Raw genomic sequence first — 13,113 nt, 5'->3', positions numbered from 1 at the left:
ACCTTGGCCGAGCAGATGCGCCGCGGCTGGGAGTTTCCGACAGCAGTTGCCGGGCGGTAGTGTGGTGGTGTTTGCCCGTTGCCTCGCAGCCGCTGGATCGAAATTTGTGCTCGGCGGTGAGAAAACCACCCAGTGAACCGCCGTCGCGCCTGCCGGCGCAGGCGCCACTTGCTAGGCTAATCCCCTGGGGCGGTGATGATGTTCGCCGCGGAGGCGCGGCGGTTCGCAGTTCGTTTTCATGGCTTGAGCAATCCCGTTTGCCCGATATCACAATGGCCCCGATCGGGGCCATTGTGATATCGGCGGAACAGCGCCACTGGCATGCTTTTCTCCGCCACGCTGGCCTCGAATCCGACCGCCGTGGACTGTCATCCGCTCACGAAAGGCTCACCAGCCAGAGGTTGCATCCGTTGCTTGCCGGTCATCGGCGGCCCGCACCGTTCGCTCCGCTCTCGGTCGGGATAGAATTGGACTTCTCAATCTGTTGACATAACGTATCTTATATCAACAGCCATAAAGGCCAAATCTGCGATAGGCTCGGCACTGTTGGGCTTTTCGCCTGATTCCCGGTTAGCAAAAGTTTTCAAAAGTCTAATAATGAGGCTAATTTTAGCGGACAACAGGCATTTCCTCTAGCCGCGTGGTGTAGCGCGGCGAGCGCTGATCAAACTCGTGACCCACGCCTTGCGCTGGCGGGAAACCTGCGGCGGCGGGGAAAACAGTGACCCGGCCGTGCCATTTGCAGGCGTCCAGGGCCGCCATGTGGCGCCCGGATTTATCGCGGTCGAGGCTTACGATGAGCGCGCGCTGCGACGCTTCCAGCGGAGCCAGATAGACCGTCATGAGCTTGGCTTTGGCGTAGCGATATCCCCGGCTTCCAGAGCCGACGAGCGCCCCACTTCGCCGCCCGGACCGCGTGTCATTGGTGGCCTCGGGAAAATCCACCGTGGTCGATACCAACCTCGCTGGGCCGCCATCGAACGGTGAGGTGTGGTAGAAGACGGTGACGTGGTCCATGGCGAGGCCATGATGGCGGAGCTTCTCGCCGAGCCGCGTCGCGTGCGCTGCGGGCTTTCTGCATCATGTCCAGGTCGTCGACGCGGCCGGCGAAGGAACGCGTCACGGCGCAGCCTCCCGCGTCGGAGCTACCGCCTCGAGGTCGATGCAGGGGTGGCCGCGCAGCTCATGGATTATCCGCTCGCCGATGACAGTGAGCGTCTGGCGGGCGAGTTTCGGATCGAGTGCGGCGACGGCGGCGGCGGTCTTGCAACCGAACGCCTTGAGCTTGGTCTGTCTGGCAGCCCCGATGCCCGGAAGTCGTCGAGCGGCATCAACCGAAGCCCTTCCCTTTGCGCGTCGTCGCTAGTCAGGTCGCAGACGCCACCGAGCTGCGGGGTACCTTTGGCGATCTCGTTGGCAAGCTTTGCGAGGGTCTTCGTTGGGCTGATGCCGAATTCAGGCGGGAACTATGTCCATATAGCCAGAGCGTTCGCTGTCATATCAGCCAACGGCTGTCTGTCGACTTTCAGCAGGAGAAGGCGCTTCGGCGATAGCCGAGTAGCATCGCTCAGCGCGGTTGCTCTGCCGTGGATACCGGTGTCAGCGAAGAAGAAGCGCGGGAAGGGCGATCGTCACCGCTAATGCTATGACGACGAACGTCCTCACCCATACAGCCCGTGTTCGCGACGAAAATAACCAAGAACCCTGCATCTGAACCTGACGTTACCGAGAAACCAAGGACGCCTCCTTCATATCACTTCTGATTGTGATCACAGGTCAACAGCGCCGATCAGTTCAATGCGGTTGTCTTCCCGAATTTCTGTTGAGTGGGCACGTGATTACGCCTTGAATATGCGATTCAACCGGCCTAGCCGATGGTCAGCGCGTCGACCGGCGGCGCATCGATTCGCTTCCTAACTTCAGGAGAAGAGCTATGGCTGAGGAAGGCGAAAACGTCATCGCGTTGGTGGCTGACATCGTATCAGCGTACGTATCTAACAACAGCGTCCCAGCTGCTGATCTTCCTGGCCTGATCGCCACGACCCATGCGGCGATAACGGGTTTGGGTGCGCCGCCCGCTTCGGAGGTCGAAGATCGTCCGAATCCGGTCGTCTCAATCAAAAAGTCGATCACGTCGGAGTTTCTGATCTGCCTCGAGGATGGCAAGAAGTTCAAGTCTTTGAAGCGCCACCTGCGCACGGCTTACAATATGTCGCCAGAGGACTATCGCGCCCGTTGGGGCCTGCCGGCTGATTACCCTATGGTCGCACCGGCCTACGCTGAGGCTCGCTCGGCCTTGGCCAAGCAGATGGGTCTGGGACAGCAGCGGCGGAAACCGCCTGTCCGCAGCAAGACCTCCAAAACGAACTGAATTCTGGCAGCGTTAGAGGGAACCATGACCAAGAACGAATTGATCGCCGCGATCGCCGACGACACAGCCAAGTCGAAGGCTGATGTGTCGGCCGTGCTGATGTCGCTTGCCGGCGTAGTTTCAAAGACGCTGAAGTCCGGTGGCGACGTAACGCTCGGGGGCGTTGGCAAGCTGTCTTCCGCTAAGCGGGACGCTCGTCAGGCTCGTCATCCCTCGACCGGTGCCGTGATCGATGTCCCCGCCAAAACTGTTGTGAAGTTCAAGGTCGCCAAGGACCTCGCTGACGCTGTCGTCTGATCGGTTTCGCCTTTCAGCAAAACGCAGGCTCGCTCCCTGGATCAGTGCACTGGTGGTCCAAACCGATTACGGGATGCTCCAGCATTATCCCTTGGGAAAACTGATGCGGATTTGCCGGTGATGGGGGCCCCAGACGATGCAGGCCTGACGCGGAATATGGATTTCGATCAGCCATAGGCCAATATGGAAGAGGCGCTCGTTCAGCGTGGCTGCTTCGAGAGGCAATGCAGCGTCGAAGGTGCTCTTCGACCCAGCCCGAGTGGTCACGGCGACGCAGCCGCTTGATGTTGTGCTCCTGCTTGCCAGGGGCGGATCTCTTACGTTCCGCCTGCCTTTCCTGCGACTCCAACTGCTAAGCCCACTCGGCGGCGGTGTTCTTCACGAAATGGCGATTGAGGTCTGGTGCGCCGTCGGTCCACCAGACGGCGCCTCGTCCCCTGAGCTTCACCTTGGTGGAATCGACGCGAGCGGTGGCGGCTACGAGCGGCTTCTCGTTGGCGTTTTTCGGACAGATGCAAACGGGATCCGGAAAGGCGCGTCTCGTTGTTGCCCGTTCGACCCTGGTAATTTTGATGGCTCGGAAATTTGACGGTGTACCGCGCTGGCACGGAATGGGCCTTCCGAGACGTATCTGGAACGCCGTATTGCCCTCCTCCGACATAGAGGCGGTCATCGTGTCATCGGAGGATGTCGCCCGCGGACAGGCACCCCAGGTTGTTCTGACGCGCGAGGCGGAAGAGCGCCGTCGCGCATCGAGAGCTCCCGGCTCGATTGATGTTCCAGCCGATTCCGCAAATTCATGTGCTCTTCAGATCGTCACCATCCGCCCCGACCAATTTATGGACTGGCTCGAAGGCCGCAGCTTGCTAAACCCCGCTTCATCCCGCTTAAAATACGCTGAAGAAAAAGCGTGAGGCGGCGGCATGCCGGCTGGGCTGAGGCTGGAGCGGGTGCTGAATAAAAGGCCTAGCAGCCGGGAACTCTGTCAAACGGCGCGCAATGTTGCCCCCCGATCGGCGTCCAATATTGGGTCTGACGCAATCTCGCTGCAGATAGGCGGCTCATCGTGCACCGACGAGGCGCGCCTGAAGCAAGTCGATCTTCCCGCGTCCGTACATCTGGCGTTTGACGAGCTTCAGCTTCGTGATCTGGCCTTCGGTCTGCCCGTTCGACCAGGGTGAGGTGATGGCGGCGCGGACGGCCGCTTCGTCCTTTCTGACGCCGCTGCAGAATGACGCCACAAGGCTGTCGGCGGCTCGCTCCATCCACAATGTCATGGCGGCGACGCCCCTGGTGCGGATCATCTGATGGAAATCCGCGATCACCTCGCGGGCCTTCACCAACTGCGGCAATCCGGTTTCGATGGCTGCAATGAGCACCGTCTCCGCTTTCGAAAGCTTGTCGCGCCCGTTCGTCATGAAGCGAGCAATTGTGCGGGCGGAAGGGATGCGTGCGAGTGTACCGGCATCGGTCTTTTCGGCACGCCGGCGGCGGGTCGCCCATTCGGACACGACTCTCAAGCTGCCGCGGAACCCGCGCGCCCGCATCGTGCGCCAGAGCTCTGCGGCATTGCGCTTACCGGCGTCCCACTGCGCTTCGAGCCACGGCAGCATTTCGTCCAGCGAACTCTGCCGCGTTCGGAACATGTCGGAGCGCTGACCGCGGACGATGCGACGCACCGTATCGCGCGCCAGGCCGGTGCGCTTGACGATCCGCTTGATCGGAACGCCATCGCTAAACATTGCCATGACAGCAGCGTTGGTCTCTTCCCGGCGCTGATACCCTTCATATTGCAAGCGCTCGGCGGACGTTAGGAGCGCGGGATTGATCTCCGTCGCGCCGATGACGGAACGGATCTGGCGCATGGATTTGCGCACCGCGTCCAGAAACGCCCGACTGGCGTTCTCCATAAGATGCCAGCGGTCGGCGACCTGTTCGGCGGCCGGCAAGGCCTTGGCCGCTGCTTCGCTATATCCGCCGCCGCGGTCGCGCGCGACGATGGTGATCGACGAATGACGCCGCAGCCATGCCTCTGACGTTGCGGGCTCCCTGTCGGGCAGCAGCGTTACCGTCCGCCGCCGTTCGAGGTCGCAGACGATCGTGCCGTAGCGGTGGTTGCGCCGCCACGCGAAATCGTCGATGCCGATCACAAGCAATGTGTCCGATGGTAGCTGCGCCTTGCGCCTGACAACGCGTAGCAGCGTATCGTTGCTCACAGGGACCATCAGCCGCTCGGCGAAGCTCGCCGCCGGCCGGCCACCAAGCACCAGGCCCAGCTGGTGCACGATCATCTCCAGGCGACCCGTCCGGCGCGACATTGGAGCCAGCACGTCGTCGCCAAATCGCTCCGCGAAGATGCGACGGCCACACAGCACGGCATCGCACCAGAAGCGCCTGACCCTAACCCTGAGGTCGACACGCAAGCCTGCAATCGGGAGATCGGAGGCCCGTCGCCAGTATCGGCTCTGGACCCGACGCGAGCAGCATCCGCATGATGGGCAGGTGCCCGTAGGCGCCGTAGCGTGAACGCTGACGACGGCGCGATCCCCGTCGATCTCGGACCGGATGACGGCAAAACCCGACGGCACAAGCTTGGAAGGCCGAACTCCCTGATCCATCGCGCTGATTCCTTTTGGAAAACAGCGCCAGATCACCGCCTATCTGCAGCGAGAATGAGTCAGACCCAAAGTTGGACGCCGATTGGAGTGCGCCCCTGCAGGTAGACAGGATCAGGCTGCGGTTTTGACCGGGAGCCGGGCGTGTTGATCCTCGAACTGCTGCGGGCTGAGATAGCCGAGCGCGGAATGCAGTCGGCTTGTGTTGTAGACCTGATCGATGAAGCGCGGAAGATCGGCTGCGACATCGTCGAAAGTCTCGTAGGCCATAGGATAGACGGCCTCGACCTTAAGCGTTTTCATGAAGCTCTCGGCCTTGGCGTTATCGTATGGATTGCCGCGGCGCCCCATCGATCCGACGAGACCATGTTCGGCGAGGGCGTGCCGGTAGCGCCCGGCCGCGTATTGCGAGCCGCGGTCCGTGTGGTGGATACAGCCGGGGGGCGGTCCCCGCTTTTCAATGGCTGTGCGCAGGGCGGCCAGCGTCAGCCTGACGTCGATCGAGCGGCCGATGGCGTAGCCGACGACCTTGCGCGACCAGGCATCGAGGATGACAGCGACATAGACGAAGCCGATGGTGATCGCGACGTAGGTGATGTCGGCCACCCAGAGCTGGTTCGGCCCGTCCGGGACCATATCTCTCGCCAGGTTCGGGAAGATCGGCAAACCGTGATCGCCATCGGTGGTGGCGATGTAGCGCCGACGCCGTCGAGGCTGGAGGCCGTGCTCGCGCATCAATCGCCTGATCTTCTTGTGATTGATGATCAGGCCACGATGCCGCAGCGCTGCCTGCATCCGGCGATAGCCATAAGCCTCGAAACTCTCGGAGATCGCCGCCATCGTCTCGACGAGTGCGGTGTCGTCGATGCTCACGGCCGGCTTGTCGTAGTAGGTCGAGCGCGAGATCCCCATCAGCCGGCATCCTTCTGCGACAGAGATGCCGCGGGGCCGGTGACGACGGATGTAGTCGCGCTTCTCGGCCGCGGTCCGTGCTTCAGAGCCCCCTTTAGAAACTCGATCTCCAGGGCCTGCCTGCCGACAAGCCGCTCCAGCGCGGCGATGCGCGCCTCATAGGCTTCGATCGTATCGACGGCGACGGCCTCGTCGTCGAAGGCGCCACCCTCGAACTTCTGAATCCAGATGCGGATCAGGTTGCGCGACAGGTCATGTCGACGGGCGAGGCTGTGGAGCGTCTCGCCAGCCAGGTAATCCTGCGCCACCTGGCGCTTGAACTCGATGCTGTGGGTGCGGTGTCGGGCCATGGGCTTTCATCCTTCGAAAGCCCGGCTCCCCGGTCAATTCCCTATCGTCACACTGTCCGCCTCAAGGGGCGCACTCCAGATCCCCCGCCTCAAGGGGTCAAACTTGCACGCCGAAACACAGGAACTCATGATACGACACGCTGTTACACCGGCGTCAGTGCGCTGCGTGAGGTGTTCCCATGGTGGCTCTACAGGATACCCAGCCGGTCCCGCGTCGTCCGCAGACCGCCAGACGAGAGCTCTACCGAGAGCAGTGCCAGGACGAGGATGGCAATCGTTTCGCGGTCATCGTTTGGCAGAACAAGCCCGGCCTCTCGACCGTGTCCTATTCACTCGAAGATGGCACGCCATTGCACTATGAGGACGAGTGCTTTTTTGCGACGCCCGGCGGGAAGATGCTCACTCGCTGCGCCAGCTGACGTATTATGTCCTGCCTAAGAAGCCGACGATCATTCAGATGATTTCGGACCATGGCCGCTTTCTTTCGAGCTGGGGGCGATGCCGCAAAAGCCAGGCGGCAGCGGGCCGGGCTAGATATCAGCCGGTCCAGTGAACACCTGGGCAGTTGGAGCCTTAGTGCAACAAGGAAGTGCTAATGGGGTAACGATGCTCGATATAGCAGACGAAGGGCCGTTTTTTCACGGTACCGTCGCAGCCTTGCGCGGCGGCGATTTGCTCGTCGCAGGATACCGCTCGAATTATCGCCCCGAAGTGATCATGAACCACATCTATTTCACGGCACTAGTCGATGGTGCCGGACTTGCCGCGGAAATCGCAGCCGAGCTCAATGGAGGTCGCGCGATTCCGCGGGTCTATGTAGTAGAGCCGACTGGCGCTTTCGAGAACGACCCGAACGTGACCGACAAGAAATTCCCCGGAAACCCGACGCGGTCATATCGAAGCAGCGCACCGCTAAAGGTAATTGGAGAAGTTGCAGAGTGGACCCGTATGACGCCCGAAGCGATGCAGGCCTGGAAAGAGCGACTAACTGCGCTTCTCTCGGATAAACGAGCCCAAATAATAAACTAGCGGCCGAGGGCAAGCCGGAAAGGGGACCAGCTCACCTGCCGATCCCCTCCCACGCGGTTTTCAGGCGCGACACTGAAGGGGCCACGCTGCCCACGAACGATAGTCGTGCCGGTCGAGTTCCCCGGGCATCGGCTTTGTACAGCTCCGCTAGTTTCCTGTTGGCGTTGTGGCAGGCACGAACGTCGATGCTTCCTCCCTCAGACCCGAGACTGCCTGGGCGGAGACTCCCTCCGCTATGCCGGCAGAAGCTCGACCATCACCGGCGCGTGGTCGCTCGTGTGCTCCCAGCCTCGCGGCGACCGTCGGACCTCCGCGGATTTCAACAGCGGCGCCAGGGTAGGGCTAAGCAGGAGGTGGTCGAGGCGAAGGCCGGCGTCACGTTCGAACGAGTTCCGCCAGTACTTCCAGAACGTGTAGATGCGCTCTCTCGGGTGAAGGTGCCTGACGGCGTCCGTCCAACCCTGATTGACCAGGTCGGCAAAGGCGTTTCTGACCTCTGGACGAAAGAGGGCGTCATCTCGCCATCGCTCGGGTGCGTAAACGTCGAGTTCCGTCGGCATGACATTAAAATCGCCTACGAGCGCGATCGGCACACCGTACGAGAGAAGCTCGTCTGCATGGCTTAGTAGCCGGTCGAACCAGCGGAGGTTGTATTCGAATTTGGGGCCGGGGGCGGGATTCCCATTGGGTGCCGACCGGAACCGTCGACTTGGTCACGATCACGGTATAGCCGCGGATCGCCCCGGCGATCTCGCGGGTCGCGGCATAGACATAGGACAGGTCCGCGAAGCCGTCGCCGCGGCGCGAGGGCGTGCCGACCGCGATGAACACCGCATCCGCGTCCGCGACGGGCCCGGCGAGATCGGTGGTGAAGGACAGGCGCCCCGCCGCCGCGTTGCTGCGCACCAGTTCCGACAGGCCGGGCTCGAAGATCGGGATCTCGCCGCGCTTCAGCGCCGCGACCTTGCTCTCCACCTTGTCGACGCACACCACGTCATGCCCGAAATCCGCAAAGCAAGCCCCGGAGACCAAGCCAACATAGCCAGACCCAACCATTACGATCTTCATGCGCTGCTCCTGATTGGGATAGACTGCGTCGCTACGTAAGGTTGTGCTTGCGCGACGGCGTTAATGCCTCAAAGAACGCAACGTCATCTCTTCGATGCCGTTATGCCTTATGATCGTGCTTCTATCATGGCGGCTGTTCTGCACGCCAGCGAACTTCGGATTCACGCGAGAAAAGGCTTGCTTTGCTTGTATTAATAGTTAAGGTTCCAGTAACCATGTTAGTGTGTGGTATACGAGGGTTGGCGGGATGCTGCCTGTTGGTGTCGGTGAGCATTCGGCCGAGGGTGTTAGGCGGGGCATATCCAGATTCTCGTTAGGGTATGGTGCTCTGCAGCCTGTGGCGGCCCTTGCCGACGCCCTCGCGATCATGATGGTCGGCGGCTGTGCCACCTGGATCTACCAGAATTTTATTCGGTCAGGCAGAAAGGTTCTCGACGTTGACTTCCTGAGTGTCGCGTTGATGACCGCGGTGCTGTTTGTCACGTTGTCCTATTTGACCGGCGGTTACGAGCCGAAGACGCATGCCGATCGCCGTGCCAGCATCACGTCGGCGATGAAGATCTGGGCGCTGACTTTGGCGTTCATCGTGCTATGCGCCTTCTTGTTCAAGATAAGTGCCCAATACTCGCGTGCGACGATCATCCTCCATGCCGCCGGGGGAGCGGTGGGAATCACGTTCATCCGCGTGTTCTGGCCGCGACTCGTCCGTCAGGCGATGGAGAATAATGTCGCCTTCACCACGAATGTGCTGGTCGTGCGGATCGGGGAGGATCTCGATGCCGGCAACACGGCCGACCTCGCGCGCATGCGCGAGCTCCGCAATAGCGGCTTGCGGCCGGTCGGGTCGCAGGTGATGTCGATCGGGCCGTCCGATGGCCGGATCGATCAGCTCATCGCCTTCGTCGATGAACGGTTCAGGCTCGGCCAGCTCGACGAGGTCATCCTGCTGGCCGGTCATGACGCCTTGTCGCATCTCGACGCGGTGGTCGAGCGGCTGCGGGTCGTGCCGGTGCCCGTCCGGTTTGCGCTGGATCCGGTGACGCGCAAGGTCCTGACGCGCCCGTTGAAGAAGGTCGGCTCGCTGATCCTGGCGGAGTATCAGCGCGCGCCGCTATCGCTCACCGAGCGCTTTCTCAAGCGCAGCCTCGACATCGCGGTATCGTTGACCGGGCTGCTCCTGCTCAGCCCGCTTTTCCTGATCGCGGCACTGGCCGTGAGGCTCGACAGCCCCGGTCCGGTCCTGTTCAAGCAGGCGCGGCGTGGCTTCGGCGGCAAGCCCTTCCTGATCCTGAAGCTGCGCTCGATGGCGGTTCAGGACGATGGCGGGGTCATAGTTCAGGCCAAGCGGGGCGACGCGCGCGTCACGCGCGTTGGTCGGTTGCTGCGCCGCACGAGCATCGACGAGCTGCCGCAGCTCTGGAACGTGCTTGCGGGCCATATGTCGATTGTGGGACCGCGTCCGCACGCGGTCGCCCATGATGACTACTATTCGCAACTGATCGAGGATTACGCCTTCCGCCATCACGCCAAGCCGGGCATCACCGGCTGGGCGCAGGTCAAGGGATTGCGAGGCGAGACGCCGCATGTCGAGAACATGAAGGCGCGCATCGAGAAGGACATCTGGTATATCGACAACTGGTCGATCTGGCTGGATATCATGATCATTCTCCGGACCGGCCTGGTCGTCCTGGGGCAGCGAACCGCCTACTGAGCTGCGGCATGGCCAGGCATGGAGATAACCCCGACCCAAGGGGATGGTTTGCCGACATCGATGCTCCGTCCGGACCAGGGTTTGCGCGTGGACCGCAAGCCCGGACGTGCCTCAATTCGGAAGCCGGCGGCTCGGGTCAGGGTATCAGCCTCTCGTAAGCACCAGCCGCTGAAGCCGTGGCGCTGCGGGCCTGGCCTGCGAGATCGAAGGCCAGCACGGGGGCCTTGACGCGGCCGATCGCGGGCGATCCGGCCTGGAGGCTGTAGTCGCCGCCCCCGGAACCTGCCGTGGGGCCGCTCGTGGTCGCCTGGTCGTTCGTGAACAGCGGGTTGTTGCGGGTGCTGTTGCTCGTCCCGATAATGGCATCGAGGCCCGGATAGTCCTGCGCGAAGGACGTGCCGAGGCCGCCATTGTTCGCGTCGATGAATTGCGAGAACTCGCCCCGGCAGCCGACGCCGTAGAGATAGGCCCAGTTCCCCGTGCGCGAGGCCGCATCCGCGCCGGCTTCATTCGCACCACGGAAGACATCGCCCTTCGTATTGATCGCGACATGGATGTTCCCGACGAAGGAGTAGAGCTTGTTCGATCGCGCGGTCGGGCCTTCGTCATAGAGCAGGTTGCAGCGTCCGCTGTTCCAGAAGCCCGCGATCGTGTTGTGGTGCATGACGAGATGCGTGCTGTTGCCGGCCTGGCCGTCATTCGAGATGCCGACGAAGTGCCCGGTCGCGGCGCTCGTCCATTCCAGGACGTTCTGCAGGATCGCGCAGCCGACCACGTCCGACGTCGAGGCGAGCCCGATGCAGGTCGTGCTGGTCGGGCCCTGGATCCTGTTGAAGGCGAGGATGGCGCCGGAGGCCGATTTCGTGCCGGAGTTGATTTGAGCGGGTCGTTCGATATTGCAGCCCAGAATCGTCCAGAGCTGCAAGGCCCCACCGTTCAGATCGCCTGAAACACCGCGCATCAGCAGATGGTCCCCAGCCGATGTCGGGCCGAGGATGCTGTTGCCGGTCAGTCCGGTGAAGGAGCCGCCGATCCAGCCGACATCGCTATTCGAGAAGATCGTGGCGTTCTGCGAATTGTTGGCGAAGGCGAAATCCTCGACGATCACGCGCAGGCGCGACGAGGCCTCGCCAAAGAAAGTGGACGTGCCCGTCCGGTCGATTGTCACGCCTTTGATCCGCAGCCAGCCGCCGGCCGCGCCGAGGCGCGGGCGCATCGCCGTCGTGCCGAACTGAAGGATAACCCCCGCGCGGGTCGCGTTGGGGTCGCGCGTGAAGATGCACTCGCCCGTCGTCTGCGGCCGCGTCGTGATGATGACGCCAGACGTGGTCAGGACATGCGTTCCGGCCATGAACCGGATCTCGACGCCGTCCATGGCGCCATTCACGGCGATGGCGCGGTTGATCGCTCCTGCCGCGGTCGCGCAGGGCGAGGCCTCTGCCGTCGCAGCATTGGTCGAGACCGCACCACTCGTATCGTTGCCGGTTGTCGCGTTGACGTAGACGAAGAGCGGGTTGGCGGCGAGCGCGACGTTCTTGAGGAAGCTCTGCGGGCGGAATTCGCGCAGGGCGGACTGGTCGGCGGAGTTGAGCACCGAAGCCGTGCCGCCGATCCATGGACATACCCGTGCATTGGCCGTGATCGGCCCCGCCGACAGAGAGGAGATGTCCAGATTGCAGGCATAGCCGACGACCGCGTTGAGATCGCCGGGATGGCCGAATACCGACGGCGTGCTGACGATCTGGGTCACTGTCGCTGTGCCGTCCGTCGCGCGAAACTCGACGAACGCGATCTGGCTGCGCGAGCGGGCATTGCGATGGGCGGCGACCAGTTCCAGCCGCAGACTGTTGCCGACGACACGGTGGTCCGGCAGCGCCCAGTTGGCGATGGGTTTGGGCGAGACCTCGACGGCGGCATTCGCCGCCCCGCCGAGGATCGTATCGGTCGCGTAGACATAATCCGAGAGCGCCACCCGGCTGGCGTCGAGACTGGCCTGCGCCGGATAGGGCTGGCGCACGCGCTTGGTCAGGATCAGGGGCTCGACATGGCTCGTCGCAGCGCCCGCCGAACTGTAGCCCGCGCGGGATAGCGCCAGGTAGCGCGGTGAGCCGGCCGGGTCCATCGTGGGCGGGGCGGTATAGGCAACCGACCAACTATCGGCGCGCGCGCTGGTGATCGCAGGATCGGAGGCGGGTCCCGCAGGAGCGGGTGTGCCGGGACGGTGGCGGCGGCCGATGCCTGTTCCGACCGTAGGCATCAGTAATACCCCCGCACGCCGGTCGCGGTGGTGCCGGTCGCCTTGATCCGCACGATGCGCCAGTCCAGGGTTTCTCCTGCCAGAACGGGCTCGACGGTCTCGGCCCCGCCGGGCCAGGTCACGGCGATCGTGCCGGCGGCCCCGGTGATGCGAAGCTGGCGTGTGGTGAAGGGCAGGTCGGTGCTATCGTTCGGCGTGATCGCAAATCCGCCGATCAGCGGCGACGAAAGGCCCGGGCTCTGGTTCGAAAAGACGTCTGGCATCATGGAACTCCTGAATTAGGATATAATTCCTATATCAGAAGCAGGGCGTTGTCAAGAACAAAACAAGAACATACCGGCCGTGACTTCGATGCAGCCGGGCTGTCCTGCGAGGCGCGCCGATGTCCGGCTTTATGGTGAGCGGGGTTTCAGAAGCCGAAGCAAAGGCCGGGTTGCGTCCAGGCGCCTGATCGGATGCGGAGTGATCCGGCCGGAAGCGCAGGGCCGTCACGCTGGCCGATA

At 62.6% G+C, this 13,113-nt stretch carries 12 protein-coding genes and 2 pseudogenes; 6 read left to right on the top strand and 8 right to left on the bottom strand.

Features of this window, described 5'->3' with window-relative positions:
* Positions 1-609: 609 nt before the first annotated feature.
* The gene (locus tag Q9235_RS26950) at positions 610-1,017 is read right to left on the bottom strand and encodes a DUF4113 domain-containing protein (RefSeq protein ID WP_306224618.1); all 408 of its coding nucleotides are present in this window, start codon (positions 1,015-1,017) and stop codon (positions 610-612) included.
* Between the two features lie 916 nt (positions 1,018-1,933).
* On the opposite strand from Q9235_RS26950, the gene Q9235_RS25970 reads away from it, so the two are divergent.
* The 3 genes from Q9235_RS25970 (at position 1,934) to Q9235_RS25960 (ending at position 3,582) form a co-directional block, all read left to right on the top strand.
* On the top strand, positions 1,934-2,371 hold the full coding sequence (locus tag Q9235_RS25970; RefSeq protein WP_306224617.1) for a Ros/MucR family transcriptional regulator: 438 nt from the start codon (positions 1,934-1,936) through the stop codon (positions 2,369-2,371).
* Between the two features lie 24 nt (positions 2,372-2,395).
* Complete coding sequence (locus tag Q9235_RS25965) at positions 2,396-2,668, top strand: HU family DNA-binding protein (protein WP_306224616.1); 273 nt, start codon at positions 2,396-2,398, stop codon at positions 2,666-2,668.
* Positions 2,669-3,117: 449 nt separating this feature from the next.
* Entirely contained in the window at positions 3,118-3,582 is a 465-nt protein-coding gene (locus tag Q9235_RS25960) for a hypothetical protein (protein ID WP_306224615.1), read from the top strand.
* 147 nt (positions 3,583-3,729) lie between these two features.
* Here Q9235_RS25960 and Q9235_RS25955 read toward each other — a convergent pair whose 3' ends face one another.
* From Q9235_RS25955 to Q9235_RS25945, 3 genes are all read right to left on the bottom strand, one after another.
* Entirely contained in the window at positions 3,730-5,286 is a 1,557-nt protein-coding gene (locus Q9235_RS25955) for an ISL3 family transposase (protein WP_306224614.1), read from the bottom strand.
* Between the two features lie 111 nt (positions 5,287-5,397).
* Positions 5,398-6,222 carry an IS3 family transposase gene (locus Q9235_RS25950; protein WP_306228454.1) on the bottom strand — a complete coding sequence of 275 codons (825 nt, stop codon included), beginning with the start codon at positions 6,220-6,222 and terminating at the stop codon, positions 5,398-5,400.
* Positions 6,195-6,545, bottom strand: a complete 351-nt coding sequence (locus Q9235_RS25945; protein ID WP_306224613.1) for a transposase — start codon at positions 6,543-6,545, stop codon at positions 6,195-6,197. Before Q9235_RS25945 ends, Q9235_RS25950 begins: the two co-directional genes overlap by 28 nt.
* Positions 6,546-6,724: 179 nt before the next feature.
* On the opposite strand from Q9235_RS25945, the gene Q9235_RS25940 reads away from it, so the two are divergent.
* Complete coding sequence (locus Q9235_RS25940) at positions 6,725-6,964, top strand: hypothetical protein (RefSeq protein WP_306224612.1); 240 nt, start codon at positions 6,725-6,727, stop codon at positions 6,962-6,964.
* Positions 6,965-7,151: 187 nt separating this feature from the next.
* The gene (gene arr / locus Q9235_RS25935) at positions 7,152-7,574 is read left to right on the top strand and encodes an NAD(+)--rifampin ADP-ribosyltransferase (protein ID WP_306224611.1); all 423 of its coding nucleotides are present in this window, start codon (positions 7,152-7,154) and stop codon (positions 7,572-7,574) included.
* Positions 7,575-7,807: 233 nt separating this feature from the next.
* On the opposite strand, the pseudogene Q9235_RS25930 reads toward arr, so the two are convergent.
* Positions 7,808-8,263: pseudogene (locus tag Q9235_RS25930) on the bottom strand (exodeoxyribonuclease III); the annotation flags it as partial.
* A pseudogene (locus Q9235_RS25925) lies at positions 8,262-8,642 on the bottom strand (UDP-glucose 6-dehydrogenase); the annotation flags it as partial. The pseudogenes Q9235_RS25925 and Q9235_RS25930, both read right to left, overlap by 2 nt.
* Before the next feature lie 247 nt (positions 8,643-8,889).
* Between Q9235_RS25925 and Q9235_RS25920 the strand changes: the two are divergent.
* The gene (locus Q9235_RS25920; protein ID WP_306224610.1) at positions 8,890-10,353 is read left to right on the top strand and encodes an exopolysaccharide biosynthesis polyprenyl glycosylphosphotransferase; all 1,464 of its coding nucleotides are present in this window, start codon (positions 8,890-8,892) and stop codon (positions 10,351-10,353) included.
* 136 nt (positions 10,354-10,489) lie between these two features.
* On the opposite strand, the gene Q9235_RS25915 is transcribed toward Q9235_RS25920, so the two are convergent.
* Positions 10,490-12,610 (bottom strand): hypothetical protein, encoded by a 2,121-nt coding sequence (locus Q9235_RS25915; protein ID WP_306224609.1) that lies wholly within the window; start codon positions 12,608-12,610, stop codon positions 10,490-10,492.
* Positions 12,610-12,876, bottom strand: coding sequence for a spike base protein, RCAP_Rcc01079 family (locus Q9235_RS25910; RefSeq protein ID WP_306224608.1), 267 nt, complete (start codon positions 12,874-12,876; stop codon positions 12,610-12,612). Before Q9235_RS25910 ends, Q9235_RS25915 begins: the two co-directional genes overlap by 1 nt.
* Positions 12,877-13,113: the final 237 nt, after the last annotated feature.

The sequence above is a fragment of the Bosea beijingensis genome (genome assembly GCF_030758975.1).
Classification (GTDB): Bacteria; Pseudomonadota; Alphaproteobacteria; order Rhizobiales; family Beijerinckiaceae; genus Allobosea; species Allobosea beijingensis.
Note: the sequence above shows the minus strand (reverse complement) of the source record. Positions and strands in the feature narration are given on the sequence as shown.

Bases quoted from the DNA above. Each gene is read 5' to 3' on its own strand.
- Q9235_RS25945 (WP_306224613.1), bottom strand. From the start codon at position 6,545: ATGGCCCGACACCGCACCCACAGCATCGAGTTCAAGCGCCAGGTGGCG.
- Q9235_RS25910 (WP_306224608.1), bottom strand. From the start codon at position 12,876: ATGATGCCAGACGTCTTTTCGAACCAGAGCCCGGGCCTTTCGTCGCCG.
- Q9235_RS25940 (WP_306224612.1), top strand. From the start codon at position 6,725: ATGGTGGCTCTACAGGATACCCAGCCGGTCCCGCGTCGTCCGCAGACC.
- Q9235_RS25920 (WP_306224610.1), top strand. From the start codon at position 8,890: ATGCTGCCTGTTGGTGTCGGTGAGCATTCGGCCGAGGGTGTTAGGCGG.
- Q9235_RS25955 (WP_306224614.1), bottom strand. From the start codon at position 5,286: ATGGATCAGGGAGTTCGGCCTTCCAAGCTTGTGCCGTCGGGTTTTGCC.
- arr (WP_306224611.1), top strand. From the start codon at position 7,152: ATGCTCGATATAGCAGACGAAGGGCCGTTTTTTCACGGTACCGTCGCA.
- Q9235_RS25915 (WP_306224609.1), bottom strand. From the start codon at position 12,610: ATGCCTACGGTCGGAACAGGCATCGGCCGCCGCCACCGTCCCGGCACA.
- Q9235_RS25965 (WP_306224616.1), top strand. From the start codon at position 2,396: ATGACCAAGAACGAATTGATCGCCGCGATCGCCGACGACACAGCCAAG.
- Q9235_RS25970 (WP_306224617.1), top strand. From the start codon at position 1,934: ATGGCTGAGGAAGGCGAAAACGTCATCGCGTTGGTGGCTGACATCGTA.
- Q9235_RS26950 (WP_306224618.1), bottom strand. From the start codon at position 1,017: ATGGACCACGTCACCGTCTTCTACCACACCTCACCGTTCGATGGCGGC.